We start from the raw sequence: 15,908 nt of genomic DNA, 5'->3' as shown, positions 1-15,908 counted from the left end.
GTAGGTTGGCCGCGCGATGGAGCGCAGGATCTACGGGCTGGAGAACGAGTACGGCGTCACCTGCACCCTGCGCGGGCAGCGACGCCTCAGCCCGGACGAGGTCGCCCGGTACCTGTTCCGTCGGGTCGTGTCGTGGGGCCGGTCCTCGAACGTCTTCCTCGCCAACGGCGCCCGGCTCTACCTCGACGTCGGCTCCCACCCCGAGTACGCCACGCCCGAGTGCGACTCGCTCACCGACCTCGTCGCCCACGACAAGGCCGGCGAGCGGATCCTCGAGCAGCTGCTCGAGTCGGCCGAGCAGCGGCTCGCCGAGGAGGGCATCCGCGGCGACATCTACCTGTTCCGCAACAACACCGACTCTGCGGGCAACAGCTACGGCTGCCACGAGAACTACCTGACCAGCCGCCACGACGACCTCACGCACTACACCGAGGTCCTCATCCCGTTCCTGGTGAGCCGCCAGATCTACGCCGGCGCCGGCAAGGTCATGCAGACGGCCCGGGGCGCCCAGTTCTCGATGGCCCAGCGGGCCGAGCACATCTGGGAGGGCGTCAGCTCCGCGACCACGCGGTCCCGGCCGATCATCAACACCCGCGACGAGCCGCACGCTGATTCGGACCGCTACCGGCGGCTCCACGTCATCGTCGGCGACTCGAACATGAGCGAGTACGCCACCTACCTCAAGGTCGGGGCCACGGCGCTCATCCTGCGGATGCTCGAGGACCCGACGGTCGTGCTGCGGGACATGACGCTCGAGAACCCGATCCGGGCCATCCGCGAGATCTCCCACGACATCACCTGCACGCGCCGGGTCCGCCTGGCCAACGGCCGCGAGGCCTCTGCGCTCGAGATCCAGTCCGAGTACCTGAACCGGGCGCTGCGCTACGCCGAGAACCACGACCTGAACACCCAGGAGAAGCAGGCGCTCGACATGTGGGAGCACGTCGTCACCGGCCTGGAGCGCGATCCGCTGTCGCTCGACCGCGAGATCGACTGGGTGACGAAGCACAACCTGATCGAGGCCTACCGGGAGCGCCACGACATCCCGCTGTCGCACCCGCGGGTCGCCCTGCTCGACCTGCAGTACCACGACATCAGCCGCGAGCGGTCGGTGTTCTACAAGCTGCAGCGGGCCGGTCGGGTCGAGCGGATCGTGACCGACGCCGACATCGAGGAGGCGATCGACACGCCGCCGCAGACCACCCGGGCCCGGCTGCGGGGCGAGTTCATCCGCAAGGCCAAGGAGCGCAAGCGGGACTACACGGTCGACTGGGTGCACCTGAAGCTGAACGACCAGGCCCAGCGCACCGTCCTCTGCAAGGACCCGTTCAAGGCCTACGACGAGCGGGTCGAGCGCCTCATCGAGTCCCTCTAGCGCCGGTTCCGGGCTCGCCGTCCGGCCCCGGTGGCTCCACGCCGGCCCTCGGTGCTGGACCGGCGCGCCCCCGCCGGAGCACCATCGCGGGACGCGCACCGCAGGCGGGTGCCGACGAGGGGGACGAGATGGACATCAGCGGCGGCGTGGAGACGTTGACGATCACCGGGGCGGTCCCCGGGACGCACCTCGAGGTGCGGCGCTCGGACGGCACGGAGGTGGTGACGCTCGTGGCGGACCACGCGGGCAACGCCCACCTGGCCTTCGTCCCCGAGCACCCGATCGTCGTGGATTCGCCGAAGGCCCTCTCCGCGATGGTGGCGGGCGGCCGGCCGCTCGAGGCCGGTGACTACACCGTCCACGGCGACGACGGCACCGAGCTCGGCGGCGTGCACGTGATCGGCCTGGCCGACGTGCCGGATCCCTCGTTCTACGACCGGGAGCTGCCCGAGGGCTTCGGCTACATGACGATGCGCGACGGCGTGGAGCTGTCGGTGATGGTGCGGTTCCCGAACCAGGACCTCTACGGCCCGCCGCCCTGGCCGACGGTCGTCGAGTACTCGGGCTACACGCCGTCGGACCCCGACGCACCCCAGCCGGGCACGTTGCTCGCGAACCTCATGGGCTTCGCCGCCGTGGGCGTCAACATGCGCGGCACCGGGTGCTCGGGCGGGGTGTTCGACCTGTTCAGCCCGGCCCAGGCCGCCGACGGCTACGACGTGGTCGAGACGGTGGCGCGGCAGCCCTGGGTGCTCCACGGCCACGTCGGCATGGTGGGCCTGAGCTACCCGGGCATCACGCAGCTCTACGTGGCGGCTGCGCAACCGCCGTCGCTCGCGTGCATCACGCCGCTGTCGGTGATCGACGACCCGTGGCGCCAGCAGTGGCCCGGCGGCATCTACAACTCCGGCTTCACCCGCGCCTGGGTCGCCGCCCGGGACCGGGCGACGACCGCGGGCGGCCAGTCGTGGGACCAGCGCCGGATCGAGGCGGGCGACGAGGTCGCCCGGGACAACCAGCGCATCCGGACGCAGAACTTCGACTTCGAGCAGTTCGGCCGCTCGTCGCAGGACTTCCAGGCGCTGCAGCGCTCCCGGTTCCTCGCCGAGATGGTCGGGCGGATCCAGGTGCCGGTGTACCTGACCGGTGCGTGGCAGGACGAGCAGACGGGCAGCCGGTTCGCCCTCATGCTCGAGGACTTCGCCAACAGCCCGGAGCAGCGCTACGTCCTGTTCAACGGGCACCACCCCGACGGCTACAGCCCGATGGTGATCCTGCGGTGGTTCGAGTTCCTCAACTTCCACGTGGCCCGGCGGGTCCCGAAGGTCCACGAGATGATCCGCATGTTCGCCCCGGCCCAGTTCGCCGAGGTCTTCGGGTTCAGCCCCGAACTGGAGGCCGACCGCTTCGGCCACCACGGCGACGACCTGGAGGCCGCACTGGCCGAGTACCGGTCCGAGCCCCGGGTCCGGCTGCTGTTCGAGAACGGGGCGGGCCACGAGGTCCCCGGCGCCACGGCCCACCGCTTCGAGATCGGCACCGACACCTTCCCGCCGCCCGGTGTGCGGCCCCGCCGGCTCCACCTCGCGGACGGCGGACGGCTCGTCGACGACGCGCCTGCGACCGCGGGCGTGGACGAGTACCGCGACGACCCCGACGCGGGTGAGGAGGCCTACTCGAAGGACCTCCTGGTCGACATGGACCGCTTCGCCGGCACGAGCGTCCCGATCGACTGGACCCGGTTCCCCGACGGCTGCACCGCCTCGTACGAGACCGAGCCGCTCGAGTCCCCGCTCGTCGTGGCCGGCTCCGGGCACGTCGACCTGTGGCTCCGCCCCGGCACGTCCGACACGGCGGTGCAGGCCACGCTGACCGAGATCCGCCCCGACGGGCACGAGGTCCGGCTGCAGTGCGGCTGGCACCGGCCCGTCCACCGGGTCGAGGACCCGGCCCTGTCCGACGAGCTGCGGGTGGACTACACCTTCGCCCCCGAGGACCGGCGGGCGCTGGTGCCCGGCGAGTGGATCCGCTTCCGGCTCCCCGTCTACCCGCTCACCGCGCTGCTGCGACCCGGCTCCCGGCTGCGGCTCACGTTGTCCACCCCCGGCCGGGACCACCCGTTCTGGTGCTTCGAGAACCCGGTGGTCGACGGCGCGACGCACCAGGTCGGGCGCGGCGGCGACCACGCCTCCGCGCTCGTCCTGCCGGCGTGGGACGTGGTGATCGACCACCCCGAGGACCTGCCCGCGCCCGGCGCGCTGCGGGGCCAGCCGGCGCGCGAGGCGCGACCGATCTCGAACGTCGCCGCCCACGCGGAGCCGGTGGGCTCGGCCGGCGGCTGACGTGCCCACGTTCCGCACCGCGCTCGTCACCGAGCTCCTGTCGGCCCGACCGGGCCTGCAACGGATCGCCGTCCGCATGCCCGACGGCACCGATGCCAGGGCGTACGCCACCACGGCGCTCGCGGGGGAGTGCGCCGTCGGCGATCGGGTCGTGCTGAACACCACGGCGGTCGAGCTCGGGCTCGGCACCGGGGGCTGGCACGTCGTGCACTGGAACCTCGCACGCGACGAGCTTGTCCAGCCGGGCCCGGACCACGTGATGAAGCTGCGCTACACCTCGCTGCAGGCCGACGTGGGCACGTCGGAGCTGCTGCACCCCGAGTGCGACGACCCGCTGGACGGGGTCCCGGTCGTGGCGTGCACGGTGCACAGCCAGGTCCCGGTGGTCGTCCTTGCCGCGGCGGCCCGACGGCCCGGGACGCGGGTGGCCTACGTGATGACCGACGGCGCGGCCCTGCCCCTGGCGCTCTCCGACACCGTGCACGAGCTGTCGCAGCGGGGGCTGCTGGTCGGCACCGTCACCGCCGGCCACGCCTTCGGCGGCGACCTCGAGGCCGTGTCGGTGCCGGCCGCGCTCGGCCTGGCCGTGCACGCGCTCGGCGCCGAGGTCGTGGTCGTGGGCATGGGACCGGGCGTCGTCGGCACCGGGACCGCCCTCGGGACGACCGCCGTCGAGGCCGCGTCGGTGCTCGACGCCGCCGCCGCCCTCGGCGGGGAGCCCGTGCTCTGCGTGCGCGCCTCCGACGGCGACGGTCGGGAACGCCACCGGGGGGTGTCGCACCACGTCGGCACCGTGGCCCGGCTGACCTCGGCCCGGCCCCTGGTCCCGAGCGTGCCCAGCGAGGCCGCCGACCTGCCCGGCGTCCGTGCGCTCGACGTGGCCGACGTCCCCGACGCCGGCGAGCTGCTGGCGAGCGCCGGGATGCGGGTGACGACGATGGGCCGCGACGTCGGCCGGGACCCGCTCTTCTTCGCCGCGGCGGCTGCGGCCGGCGCGCTCGCCGCCGACCTGGTCGACGGTCTGGTCGACGGTGTGGTCGGCGGGGTGGTCGACGGGGCACGGGGGGAGCGGACGGCGCCGCCGGAACCGGTCCGGCCGGGCGACGACCGACCCGTACACTGACCCGCCGTGGCCAAGGTCGACCGGCTCCTCAACATCGTGGCGGCGCTCCAGGCGTCGACCGTGCCGCTCACCGCCGACGAGCTGCGCGCCCGCGTCCCGGGCTACGAGGACCAGTCCGACGACACGTTCCGGCGGACGTTCGAGCGCGACAAGGACGACCTGCGCTCGGCCGGCGTGCCCGTCGAGACCGTCGTGGTGGAGCACCTCGAGCAGCCGAAGGCCGGCTACCGGATCCGTCGGGACCGCTACGAGCTGCCCGACCCCGGCCTGACGCCCGAGGAGCTGGCGTCGCTGCACCTCGCCGCGACGTCGGTCCGGCTCGAGGGCATCCCGTACGACGAGGTCGACGACGCGCTCCGCAAGCTCGGCGGCGTCACCGGGTCCGAGCCGGCCGAGTCCGCGCCCCTCAGCGCCGTCGCCGCCCCCGCCGCGCTGTCGACCCTGTTCGAGGCGGTGCTCGATCACCGCCAGGTCCGCTTCGCCTACGGGAGCGAGGAGCGGCACCTGGAGCCGCACCGCCTGCAGTACGAGCAGGGCCGCTGGTACGTGAGTGGCCACGACGTCGATCGCGACGCCACCCGCAGCTTCCGCCTCGACCGCATCGCCGGTCCGGTCGAGACGGGGGAGCCCGGGGCGTTCGAGCCGCCCGCCGACCTGCCGGGGGTCCGCCTCCGACCGTGGGAGCTCGGCGACGGCCCGGCGACGACCGCGCACGTGCTGCTCGAGGAGACGGTCGCCGGCCCGGTGCTGGCCGAGGACCCCGACCTCGTCGTGGCGGAGCGGCGTGACGACGGCTCGGTGGTCGTGGAGCTCCAGGTCCGGAGCGCGGCGGGGCTGCGCAGCTTCGTCCTGTCGCACCTCGAACGGGCCGAGCTGCTCGACCCGCCGGCGCTCCGCGAGGACCTCGTGGGGTGGCTGCAGGCGTTCGTCGGGGACGCCGCGTGAGCCGGGGCCGGCGCACGTGAGCGTCGCCACCGCCTCCGAGCGGGTCGAGCGGATCCTGTCGGTCCTCCCGTGGATCGTCGAGGAGCCCGGCACCACCGTCGAGCAGGTCTGCGACCGGTTCGGCATGACCGAGCGCGACCTGCGCGCCGACCTCGACCTCCTCATGTACGAGGTCGGGATCCACCCGTTCACCCCCGACGCCCGGGTCGACGCCATCGTCGAGGACGACGGGCGGATCTTCGTCCACCTCGGCGACTACTTCCGCCGTCCCCTGCGCCTCACACCAGACGAGGCGCTGGTGCTCTACGCCGCCGGCCGGGCGCTGCTCGACCGCCCCGATCCCGACCCCGTGCTGGCCCGCGCCGTCGACAAGCTCTCGCGGGTGCTCGGCGAGGGGGTCGCCGACGCCGTCGACGTGAGGCTCGGTGACGCCGACCCGGCCGTGCTCAGCACGGTGCGGCAGGCGGCCGAGGACGGCCGCCGCCTGCGGATCGACTACTACTCGTTCGGTCGCGACGAGCGCTCGGTGCGCGAGGTCGACCCGGTCCGCGTCGCGGCGCTCGGCGGCCACTGGTACCTCACGGCGTGGTGCCACACCGCGCAGGACGTCCGGGCCTTCCGCGTCGACCGCATCACCACGGCCGAGCTCACCGGGGACCCGGTCGAGGCCCACGCCGGTGCCGGTGAGGACGACCAGCACCCCGACGGCGACCTGAGCGAGGGCCGGCCGGTCGTCCTGGTCGTCGACGCCGGCGACGAGTGGATCGTCGAGGCGTTCCCGACCACCTCGGTGTCGGCCGAGGGCGACGGACGGGTCCGCGTCGAGCTGCGGGTGACGGCCGAACCCTGGCTCCAGCGCCTGCTCCTCCGGCTGGGCAGCGGGGCCGAGGCCAACGACGCGACGACAGGCGAGGACCTGCGGCCGCTCGCCGCGGACGCGGCCGCCCGGGTGCTGCGGCGGTACCGGTGAGCGCCGGTAGCCTCGACCCGATGTCCGATCCGTCGGTGGGCCGACCCGTTGGCGAACCGCCCGAAGCGCCCCCGACGAAGCGCTCCAAGCGGTCGTCGCGCTCGTCGACCAGGAACATGGTCGAGTGGGCGCTGGTGATCGTCGGCGCGATCGTCGTCGCCTTCGTCGTCAAGACGTTCCTGATCCAGGCGTTCCAGATCCCGAGCGCCTCCATGCACCCGACGCTCCTCGAGGGCGACCGGGTGCTGGTGAACAAGCTGAGCTACGACCTCCACGACGTGAACCGGGGCGACGTGATCGTGTTCGCCCGGCCCAAGGGCATGAACGCCGGCCCGAACGATCCCGACGACCTGATCAAGCGGGTGATCGGGCTGCCCGGCGACACCGTCCAGACCAAGGACGGCGACGTGTACGTCAACGGTCGGCAGCTCGAGGAGCCCTACCTCGCCGACGGCACCGTGTCCGACGGGCTCGACGACCCCGTGACGATCCCCGACGGCCACGTGTGGGTCATGGGTGACAACCGGGGCGACTCGCAGGACAGCCGCGTCTTCGGACCGATCGCCGAGGACACGATCGTCGGCCGCGCCTTCATGGTGATGTGGCCGCCGAGCCGGATGGGCTCGCTCTAGTCGCTCCCCGCGAGCGGCTCGGTCGCCTCGTCGGCATCGCCCGGGCCGCCCTCGCCGGCCACGTCGACCATGCGGTCGACGTGGTCCGAGAAGACGCCGTCGATCCCGGTGGACAGCAGCGCCCGGATCACCCGCTCGTGCTGCGCGTCCCAGCCGAGGGTGAGACGGTGGAACCGGTGGTAGAGGGCCACCATCCCACCGGTCCACTCCGACTGGTGGAGGTTCACCGCGTCGACGCGCCGCTCGCGGAGGTGGGCGGCGTGGGGCTCGGGCTTGCCGATCGCACCCAGGCGGGTGGAGTGCACCAGGCGGACGGCCCCGGAGGCGTCGCGCCACGACGACAGCAGGTCCAGGTCCGGGTGGCACAGCCACAGCCGCTCGGTCGCACCGGCGGTCCGGGCGGTGCGCAGGACCTCGTCGAGCACGTCGGGGTCCTTGACGTCGAGCGAGAGCTCGACGTCGGTCCCGCAGGCCTCGTACAGCTCGGCCAGGGTCGGGATCGAGGCGGGCAGGTCGGCCCGGGCCACCTCGCGGATCGGGATCCGGCGCAGGCCCTTCCGGAGGAGCCCGTCGTGGTCGAGCACCGCGGCGCCGTCGGCGGTGCGCCACACGTCGCTCTCGATGCCCGTCGCTCCCAGGCGCAGCGCCAGCGTGAACGCCTCGATCGTGTTCTCCGGCGCGTGGGCACGGGCGCCGCGATGGGCGAAGAGGATCGGGGGGACCCGCAGCGAGGGGAGTCGGTCGGCCATCGACGGCCCATCGTGGCACCACCGCGGCCTGCTCGTCGCCACCGGTCGCACGGTGCCGCGGCCCGGCCTCTCGGCGCCGGTACGCCGCCGGCGTCGGACGTGGTGCACCGTCGGTGACCGATGTTCAGCGAAAGAACCGGAGCAGGAATTGTCAACCCGCCCGGGGTGCGGACCGAAGGAAGGTGGAGCACCTGAAGAGGAGACACCCGACGATGGCACTCATCCGAGCGACGTGCAGCGACTGCGGCGACGTGGAGCTGCGTTCACGCGACCTGCGGGTTCGCCAGTGCCGTGACGACGAGTCGGCGACCTACCTCTTCCGCTGCCCCGTGTGCCGGATGATCGAGGTCCGCCCCGCCGAGCAGCACGTCGTCGACGTGCTCCTGGCCGCCGGGGTGCACTGCACCGAGTGGCACCTGCCGGCCGAGCTGGCCGAGCCCCGCGGCGGGTCGCCGATCACCCACGACGACGTGCTCGACTTCCACGACCTGCTGTCCACGCCGGACTGGTTCGCGAACCTCACCACCATCAAGGACCGCTGACCCCCGGCGCCGTCCCGGCGCCACACGATCCCGAGTCCGCCGTCCTGCGGGCCCCTGCGACCCGGACGGTGCCGCCCGTCACCGCCCGCCCGGCCACGTCCCGGACCGGGGGCGCCCGACGACGGGCCGTACCGGGCCCGACGGGAACGGCCGGTACGATGTGGGCCATGTCCCTGGCCGGCGCACGCCGATGATCCAGAACTTCGGCGGCGGTGAGCTGCTCGTCATCATCATCCTCGCCCTCGTCGTGCTCGGCCCGGAGCGCATCCCCGAGATGGCCAAGGGCGCCGGCCGGCTGATCGCCAAGTTCAAGAACATGACCTCGGGCCTGCAGGGCCAGGTCCAGGGCGTCATGGACGACCCGGCCATGCAGCCGCTGAAGGAGCTCGGGGACTTCGCCGCCCGGCCGCGCCAGAAGCTCGCCGAGTACGCCCTCGAGGCCGAGGCCGACGAGCGCGCCAAGGCCGAGCAGGCCTCGATCGACGCCGCGGCGGCGAACGGGTCGGCCGCCACGGGTTCCGACGGCGACGCCGCGCCGGCAGCGGCGTCCCCGGCTGCGGCGACGCCCGACGCGTCCCCGGCTGCCGCGTCGGCCGACGCGTCCCCGGCTGCCGCGCCGACCGACGCGACCCCGGCCGACGCGCCGGCCCCGGCCGGCGGCGATGACGTGACCGCTCCCGCTGCCGAGGTCCCCGTCGCACCGGAGGAGCGGGAGACCGCCTGACCGTGGCCGTCCTGAAGGGAGCGGAGCGCGAGGGCGCCTCGATGGCGCTCGCCGATCACCTGCGGGAGCTGCGCACCCGCCTGCTGATCTGCGTCGGCACCATCGCGTTCATGCTCATCCCCGCGTGGTTCCTGTACCCGTGGCTGGTCGACATCCTGAACGCCCCGTACTGCGACGCGCTGACGAACATCGATCCCGACGCGAGCTGCAAGTTCCTCGAGACGAACCTCCTTGCGCCGTTCACCCTGCGCCTCCGCATCGCGGGCTACGGCGCGCTGTTCCTCGCGATGCCCGTGATCCTCTGGCAGCTGTGGCGGTTCATCGCCCCCGGCCTCTACAAGAAGGAGCGCCGCTACGCGCTGGCCTTCACGGTCACGGCGATGCTGCTGTTCATCGCCGGTGCGGTCACCGCCTACTTCACCCTCACGCAGGCCGTCAGCTTCCTCGTCAGCATCGGCGGCCAGGACGTCGAGATCCGCTCCGGCATCGAGAACTTCGTCAAGCTGGCGCTGTTCATGATGTTGGCCTTCGGCGTCGGCTTCCAGTTCCCCGTCGTCGTGGTCGCGCTGCAGATGATCGGGGTGGTGACCCCGGAGCGGCTGGCCTCGTGGTGGCGGCAGGCGATCGTCCTCATCACGCTGATCGCCGCGGGCATCACGCCGAGCGGCGACCCGATCTCGATGTTCGCCCTGGCGATCCCGATGTGGCTCTTCTACGCGATCAGCATCTGGATCGGGAAGCTCTGGAACCGCCGCAAGCGCAAGAAGGCCCGGCGCGAGGCGGAGGAGCAGCGGGCGCGGCGCGCGGCGAAGGCCGCCCGGGTCGACGAGCAGCAGGCCGAGGCCGCCGCTGCGGCCGACGACGCGCCGCCCGACGAGGGAGACGGGTCCTGACCGGGGCCTTCGCCCACGACTTCCCGCTCGACCGCTTCCAGCAGGAGGCGATCGCCGGCCTCGACGCCGGTCGGAACGTGCTGGTGTCGGCCCCGACCGGATCGGGCAAGACCGTCGTCGGCGAGCACGCCGTCGCCCTCGCGCTGCGCGACGGCGGCAAGGCCTTCTACACCGCGCCGATCAAGGCCCTGTCGAACCAGAAGTACGCCGATCTGGTCGCCGAGCTCGGGCCGGAGCGCGTCGGCCTCCTGACCGGCGACCACGCCGTGAACCCGGGTGCGCCGGTGGTCGTGATGACGACCGAGGTGCTCCGCAACATGGTGTACGCCGGCTCCTCGTCGCTCAGGGGCCTGCAGTGGGTCGTGCTCGACGAGGTCCACTTCCTGCAGGACGCGTACCGGGGACCGGTCTGGGAGGAGGTCCTCATCCACACGCCGGCGTCGGTCCGCTTCGTGTGCCTGTCGGCCACCGTGTCGAACGCCGCCGAGCTCGGCGAGTGGGTCGCGGAGCTGCGCGGCCCGACCGACACGGTCGTCGAGCACGTGCGGCCGATCCGACTCGACAGCCTCTACATGGTCGGCGACCGCTCGTCGGAGCGCGACCACCTGGTGCCGGTGCTGGTCGACGGCCGGCCCAACCCCGAGGGCGACCGCTTCGACGCCGATCGCGGCCGACCGGGTGGGCCGCGGCAGCGCCCGGGCCGTCAGGGCCCCAGCCGGTACCGCAGCCGCTTCAGGACGCCGCGGCGCCTCGAGGTCGTGGAGCGGCTCGACGACGAGGACCTGCTCCCCGCGATCTACTTCATCTTCAGCCGTGCCGCCTGCACCGACGCGGCGAACCACTGCCTCGAGGCCGGGCTCCGCCTGACCGACGCCGCCGAGCGCTCGCGGATCCGGGCGCTCGCCGAGGGTCGGGTCGCGAGCCTGAGCGACGCCGACCTCGACGTCCTCGGCTACGACCAGTGGCTGGCCACGCTCGAGGCGGGGGTGGCGGCGCACCACGCCGGCATGATCCCGGCGTTCCGGGAGGCGGTCGAGGACTGCTTCGCCGAGGGCCTGATCAAGGTCGTCTTCGCCACCGAGACCCTGGCGCTCGGCATCAACATGCCGGCGCGGTCGGTCGTCATCGAGAAGCTGACCAAGTACAACGGCGAGTCGCACGAGTTCCTGACGCCGGCGCAGTTCACGCAGCTGACGGGCCGGGCGGGTCGGAGGGGCATCGACGACCAGGGCACCTCGGTGGTGCTGTGGTCGCCGTTCGTGACCTTCGCCCAGGTGGCGCGGCTGGCGGCGAGCCGCGAGTTCCCCCTCGCGTCGGCGTTCCGGCCGACGTACAACATGGCCGCCAACCTGGTGCACCGCTACGACCGAGAGGTCGCCCACTCGGTGCTCGCCCGGTCGTTCGCGCAGTTCCAGGCCGACCGGGCCGCCGTGCAGCTCCAGACCCGTGTCGACCGCCTGACCGGGGAGCTCGACCTGCTCGGCGGTCCTCCCGAGGGCGCCGAGGACGACGCGGTCGCGTCCTACGTGGCCGCGCTCGACGAGGTGGCGGCCACGCGGCCACGCCGGGGCGATCGGCGCGCCCTCATCGAGACCTCGCTGGCGTCGCTCCGCCCGGGCGACGTGATCGAGCGCCCGACCCGCGACGGGCGGCGCCTGCTGCTCGTCCTCTCGGTCGCGTTCCGGAAGGGGGGCGCCGTCCGGGTCCGCACGGTGACGGCCCAGGGGACCGACGTCGAGCTCCGCGCCGCCGACCTCGACGCGCCGGTCTCGCCGATCGCCACCGTCGACCTGCCCGTCCCGTTCGAGCCCCGGCGGGCCGACTACCGGCGCGACGCGGCCGCCGTGCTGCGCCGCACCAACCTCCGACGGGCGGGGAACCGGAAGGGCGGTCGCCGCGGCGACGACGAGTGGGAGGGCGTCGACGACGACGCGCTCGAGGCCCACCTGGCGGCGCGGGCCGCCGTCGAGGCGCACCCGCTCGAACGCCGTGACGACCGGGACCAGGTCGTGGCCCGCCACCGGGAGCGCGCCCGCCTGGCGCACGACCTCTCGGTCGCCCGGCGCCGCCTCGACCGGCGCGGTTCGGGCCTGGTGAAGCGCTTCGACGCGGTGCTCGAGGTGCTGGCCCGCGGCGGGCACACCCGGGGCTGGTCGCTGACGCCGTCGGGCGAGCGGCTGCGGCGGATCTACCACGAGTGCGACCTGCTCCTGTCGCTCGCGCTCGACGACGGGCTGTTCGACGACCTGGACGCGCCAGGGGTGGCAGCGCTGGCGAGCTGCGTCACCTACGAGCACCGCAGCCCCGAGGCGCCGCCGCCCCCGCAGTACCCGTCGCAGGACGTGCGGCGCCGCGCCGAGCGCCTCGACGACCTCTGCAGCCGGCTCAACGGCTGGGAGCGGGCCGCGAAGGTGCCGGAGACACGACGACCCGAGCCGGGCTTCGCCGCCGCCGCCTTCGCGTGGGCCGACGGCCGGTCGCTGCAGGCGGTGCTGGACGACGACATGACCGGCGGCGACTTCGTCCGCAACACGAAGCAGCTGATCGACCTGCTCCGCCAGCTCGGCGACGTCGCACCCGACCCCCGCACCGCCGCCGTGTGCCGGCGGGCCGCCGACGACCTGTTCCGCGGCGTGGTGGAGGCCGGAAGCGAGGTGTCGTGACCATCCGCCGGGGCCAGGAGTGGGGTGCCCCGGGGGCGCTCGCCGAGGGCGCCCCCGTCGCGCGGACCGACGGCGAGGTCGCCGACCTGGCCGCCGCTGCGATCGCCGAGGGCACGACGCTCGCCGAGGTCGGCCTGCTCGGCGGGGACCTGCACGCCGCGCTCGGCTCGCCGCCCCACGACGAGGCCGACCTCCGGGCCGGCCGTGGGGTGCGCCTCCCGATCGACCTGGGCGAGGTGGTCGTCGACCGCGGCGACGGGCTCGTGGCGCGCCACCTCTTCCTGGCCCACGCGGTGGCGGGGGAGGGCCGCCGGCGGTGGGCCCGTCGCACCGTCGTCGCCATGAACGGGACGCACCTCGGCGCTGCGGACCTGGGCCCCAGGGCGCACCCGAACGACGGCCTGCTCGACATCACCGACGGCCGGGTCCCGCGCAGCCAGGTCCGGGCCGCGGCCCGGCGCGAGGCCACCGGCAGCCACCTGCCGCACCCCGGCATCGTCGAGCGGCGGACCGCGTCCTACGAGGTGCTCGACGAGCGGGAGATGCCGATCCGGGTCGACGGGCGGCTCATCGGCGCCGCGACCCACTTCGAGTTCCGGTGCCTGCCCGACGCCCTGGTGATCGTGGTCTGACCGGGCGGAACCACCCAGGCACGTTCGGCCCCGCGCGTGGGTACCCTCCAGGCATGAGAGCGTGGTTCCTCGACGAGTCGCCCGGCACCTACCGGTGGGGCGAGGTGCCGGACCCGGTGGTGGGCCCCGGCGAGGTCAAGGTCCGCGTCCGGGCCACGGCGCTCAACCACATGGACCTGTGGCTGACGACCGGCCTGCCCAAGCCCCCGGCCTTCCCGCACGTGCCGGGCAACGACGTGGCCGGGGTCATCGACGAGGTCGGCAGCGCGGTCACCGACTGGGCCCCGGGCGACGAGGTCGTGATCAACACCGCCCTCGTCCCCGAGGAGGCCCTCGTCCGCGGCGACGACAGCGTGCTCGACCCGGCGATGACCCTGCTCGGCGAGGGGTGCTGGGGCGGTCACGGCGAGTTCTGCGTGGTCGCCGCGCACCAGCTGGCCCGCCGGCCCACCGGCCGCTCGTGGGCCGAGGCCGCGAGCTACCCGGTCTGCTACACGACCGCCTGGCGGCTGTTCCGCCGGGCCGGGATCCAGAAGGGCGACACCGTGCTCGTCACCGGCATCGGCGGGGGCGTCGCCACGGCGGCGCTGATGCTGGCCCAGCACGTCGGGGCCCGGGTCTTCGTCACGTCGCGGGACGCGGCCAAGCGCGACCGGGCCCTCGAGCTGGGGGCCGAGGGCGCCTTCCCGTCCGACGAGCCCTACCCGGTCACCGCCGACATCGTGGTCGACAGCATCGGCCCCGCCACCTGGGACTTCGCCTTCCGCACCCTGCGCCACGGCGGCCGCATGTGCGTGTGCGGCGGCACCTCCGGGCCGAAGGTCGAGCTCAACCTGCCCCGCCTCTTCTTCAAGCAGATCGACGTCATCGGCGCCTCCTGCGGCAGCCAGACCGAGTTCCAGCACGTCACCGACCTGCTGAGCGACGGGCTCCCCGTCGTCGTCGACGAGATCCTCCCGCTGTCGGAGTACCCCCGGGCGCTCGAGCGGCTCCGCTCCGCCGAGCAGCTCGGCAAGATCGTCCTCGAGCACCCCGAGCCCTGACCCGACGAGCCGCCGTCCCCGGCCCCGGGCGATCACCGGACCTGCGGTAGGGCCGGACGAGAGGGGACGACGGAGGGCGGCCGGTAGGGTGGCGCCCGTGACGACGACCGCAGATCCGGCCGACGCCCGGCGCGCCCACGAGGCCGTCGACCGCCACGCCGATCGGCTGCTGCGGGTGAGCCACGAGATCTTCGACCACCCCGAGCTCTGCTTCGAGGAGCGCTTCGCGCACGACCTGCTCTGCGACGAGCTGGAGTCGCAGGGGCTCGCCGTCACCCGGCACGCGCACGGGCTCGAGACCGCGTTCGTCGCCGAGGCCGGCTCGACCGGCCCGGTCGTCGCCGTGATCTGCGAGTACGACGCGCTCCCCGGCGTCGGCCACGCCTGCGGGCACAACGTGATCGCCGCCGCAGGCCTCGGCGCGGGCCTCGCCGCGGCGGAGCTCGCCGAGGAGCTCGGCGGACGGGTCCGCATCCTCGGGACACCGGCCGAGGAGGGCGGCGGCGGCAAGGTGTTCCTGCTCCGGGACGGCGCGTTCGACGGCGTCGACGCGGCGGTGATGGTCCACCCCGCCGACCACGACCTGCCGACGATGGCGGCGATCGCCATCCAGCGCCTCTCGGTGACCTACACGGGCCGGGCCTCGCACGCCGCCGCAGCGCCGTGGAACGGCCGCAACGCCCTCGACGCCGCAGTGCTCGGCTACGTGAACGTGTCCGCCCTCCGCCAGCACATCCGCCCCGACGAGCGGGTCCACGGCATCTTCACCGAGGCGGGGGAGCAGGCCAACGTCGTGCCCCGCCGCGCCGGGGCGTCCTGGTACGTCCGCTCGCCGAGCATCGAGGGCCTGGCCGCGCTGAAGGAGCGGGTGCTGGCCTGCCTCGCCGCCGGCGCCGAGGCCGCTGGCTGCGAGATGGAGCACGAGTGGCTCGACCCGCCCTACGACGACCTCATCGACGACGCGTGGCTGCTCGAGCGCTGGCGCGAGCGGTCGAGCGAGCTCGGGCGGGTGCCGCAGGACCCCGACGTGGTCGGGCCGGTCGTGGGCAGCACCGACATGGGCAACGTCAGCCACGCAGTGCCGTCGATCCATCCGATGATCGCGGTCGCCCCGCCGGGGGTGGCCATCCACACCCCCGACTTCGCCGTCCACGCCCGGGGCGCGGCCGGCGACGCCGCCGTGCTCGACGGGGCGAAGGCCCTGGCGGCGGTGGTGCTCGACCGCTGGGCGGCGGGCCCCTCCGACGCCCCGACGAGCGGGTCCTGAGGCGGTCC

At 73.9% G+C, this 15,908-nt stretch carries 14 protein-coding genes; 13 read left to right on the top strand and 1 reads right to left on the bottom strand.

The genetic code is table 11. From position 1 onward, the window contains the following. The first annotated feature begins 16 nt into the window (after positions 1–16). The 6 genes from pafA to lepB all read left to right on the top strand — a co-directional run bounded on the left by pafA (position 17) and on the right by lepB (position 7,387). Positions 17–1,375: a Pup--protein ligase gene (gene pafA / locus LH044_RS02375; protein WP_227758195.1), complete on the top strand. Its 1,359-nt coding sequence runs from the start codon at positions 17–19 to the stop codon at positions 1,373–1,375. Positions 1,376–1,503: 128 nt separating this feature from the next. After that, complete coding sequence (locus LH044_RS02370; RefSeq protein ID WP_227758194.1) at positions 1,504–3,717, top strand: CocE/NonD family hydrolase; 2,214 nt, start codon at positions 1,504–1,506, stop codon at positions 3,715–3,717. 1 nt (position 3,718) lies between these two features. After that, entirely contained in the window at positions 3,719–4,840 is a 1,122-nt protein-coding gene (locus tag LH044_RS02365) for a DUF3866 family protein (RefSeq protein ID WP_227758193.1), read from the top strand. Positions 4,841–4,846: 6 nt separating this feature from the next. After that, positions 4,847–5,785 carry a helix-turn-helix transcriptional regulator gene (locus tag LH044_RS02360; RefSeq protein WP_227758192.1) on the top strand — a complete coding sequence of 313 codons (939 nt, stop codon included), beginning with the start codon at positions 4,847–4,849 and terminating at the stop codon, positions 5,783–5,785. Between the two features lie 16 nt (positions 5,786–5,801). Then, complete coding sequence (locus tag LH044_RS02355) at positions 5,802–6,755, top strand: helix-turn-helix transcriptional regulator (RefSeq protein ID WP_227758191.1); 954 nt, start codon at positions 5,802–5,804, stop codon at positions 6,753–6,755. A gap of 20 nt (positions 6,756–6,775) precedes the next feature. Further along, complete coding sequence (lepB, locus tag LH044_RS02350) at positions 6,776–7,387, top strand: signal peptidase I (protein ID WP_227758190.1); 612 nt, start codon at positions 6,776–6,778, stop codon at positions 7,385–7,387. On the opposite strand, the gene LH044_RS02345 is transcribed toward lepB, so the two are convergent. Beyond that, a complete protein-coding gene (locus LH044_RS02345; RefSeq protein WP_227758189.1) occupies positions 7,384–8,136 on the bottom strand; it encodes a glycerophosphodiester phosphodiesterase in 753 nt (250 codons plus the stop codon). The genes lepB and LH044_RS02345 overlap by 4 nt on opposite strands. A 212-nt stretch (positions 8,137–8,348) precedes the next feature. On the opposite strand from LH044_RS02345, the gene LH044_RS02340 reads away from it, so the two are divergent. The 7 genes from LH044_RS02340 (at position 8,349) to LH044_RS02310 (ending at position 15,900) form a co-directional block, all read left to right on the top strand. Then, positions 8,349–8,678, top strand: a complete 330-nt coding sequence (locus tag LH044_RS02340; RefSeq protein ID WP_227758188.1) for a hypothetical protein — start codon at positions 8,349–8,351, stop codon at positions 8,676–8,678. A gap of 190 nt (positions 8,679–8,868) precedes the next feature. Beyond that, on the top strand, positions 8,869–9,402 hold the full coding sequence (locus tag LH044_RS02335; protein WP_227758187.1) for a Sec-independent protein translocase subunit TatA/TatB: 534 nt from the start codon (positions 8,869–8,871) through the stop codon (positions 9,400–9,402). Between the two features lie 2 nt (positions 9,403–9,404). Then, positions 9,405–10,295: a twin-arginine translocase subunit TatC gene (gene tatC / locus LH044_RS02330; protein WP_227758186.1), complete on the top strand. Its 891-nt coding sequence runs from the start codon at positions 9,405–9,407 to the stop codon at positions 10,293–10,295. Beyond that, complete coding sequence (locus LH044_RS02325) at positions 10,292–12,958, top strand: DEAD/DEAH box helicase (protein WP_227760056.1); 2,667 nt, start codon at positions 10,292–10,294, stop codon at positions 12,956–12,958. The genes tatC and LH044_RS02325 overlap by 4 nt, the downstream gene beginning before the upstream one ends. Beyond that, positions 12,955–13,590 carry a diacylglycerol kinase family protein gene (locus LH044_RS02320; RefSeq protein ID WP_227758185.1) on the top strand — a complete coding sequence of 212 codons (636 nt, stop codon included), beginning with the start codon at positions 12,955–12,957 and terminating at the stop codon, positions 13,588–13,590. Before LH044_RS02325 ends, LH044_RS02320 begins: the two co-directional genes overlap by 4 nt. Positions 13,591–13,643: 53 nt before the next feature. Next, positions 13,644–14,633 carry a zinc-binding dehydrogenase gene (locus LH044_RS02315; protein ID WP_227758184.1) on the top strand — a complete coding sequence of 330 codons (990 nt, stop codon included), beginning with the start codon at positions 13,644–13,646 and terminating at the stop codon, positions 14,631–14,633. Positions 14,634–14,730: 97 nt separating this feature from the next. After that, positions 14,731–15,900 carry a M20 family metallopeptidase gene (locus LH044_RS02310; protein ID WP_227758183.1) on the top strand — a complete coding sequence of 390 codons (1,170 nt, stop codon included), beginning with the start codon at positions 14,731–14,733 and terminating at the stop codon, positions 15,898–15,900. Positions 15,901–15,908 lie beyond the last annotated feature (8 nt).

It is taken from the genome of Dermatobacter hominis (assembly GCF_020715685.1).
Taxonomy (GTDB): Bacteria; Actinomycetota; Acidimicrobiia; order Acidimicrobiales; family Microtrichaceae; genus Dermatobacter; species Dermatobacter hominis.
Note: the sequence above shows the minus strand (reverse complement) of the source record. Positions and strands in the feature narration are given on the sequence as shown.

Coding starts and splice junctions, on each gene's coding strand:
- pafA (WP_227758195.1), top strand. CDS start 17: ATGGAGCGCAGGATCTACGGGCTGGAGAACGAGTACGGCGTCACCTGC.
- LH044_RS02370 (WP_227758194.1), top strand. CDS start 1,504: ATGGACATCAGCGGCGGCGTGGAGACGTTGACGATCACCGGGGCGGTC.
- lepB (WP_227758190.1), top strand. CDS start 6,776: ATGTCCGATCCGTCGGTGGGCCGACCCGTTGGCGAACCGCCCGAAGCG.
- LH044_RS02345 (WP_227758189.1), bottom strand. CDS start 8,136: ATGGCCGACCGACTCCCCTCGCTGCGGGTCCCCCCGATCCTCTTCGCC.
- LH044_RS02340 (WP_227758188.1), top strand. CDS start 8,349: ATGGCACTCATCCGAGCGACGTGCAGCGACTGCGGCGACGTGGAGCTG.
- LH044_RS02335 (WP_227758187.1), top strand. CDS start 8,869: ATGATCCAGAACTTCGGCGGCGGTGAGCTGCTCGTCATCATCATCCTC.
- LH044_RS02315 (WP_227758184.1), top strand. CDS start 13,644: ATGAGAGCGTGGTTCCTCGACGAGTCGCCCGGCACCTACCGGTGGGGC.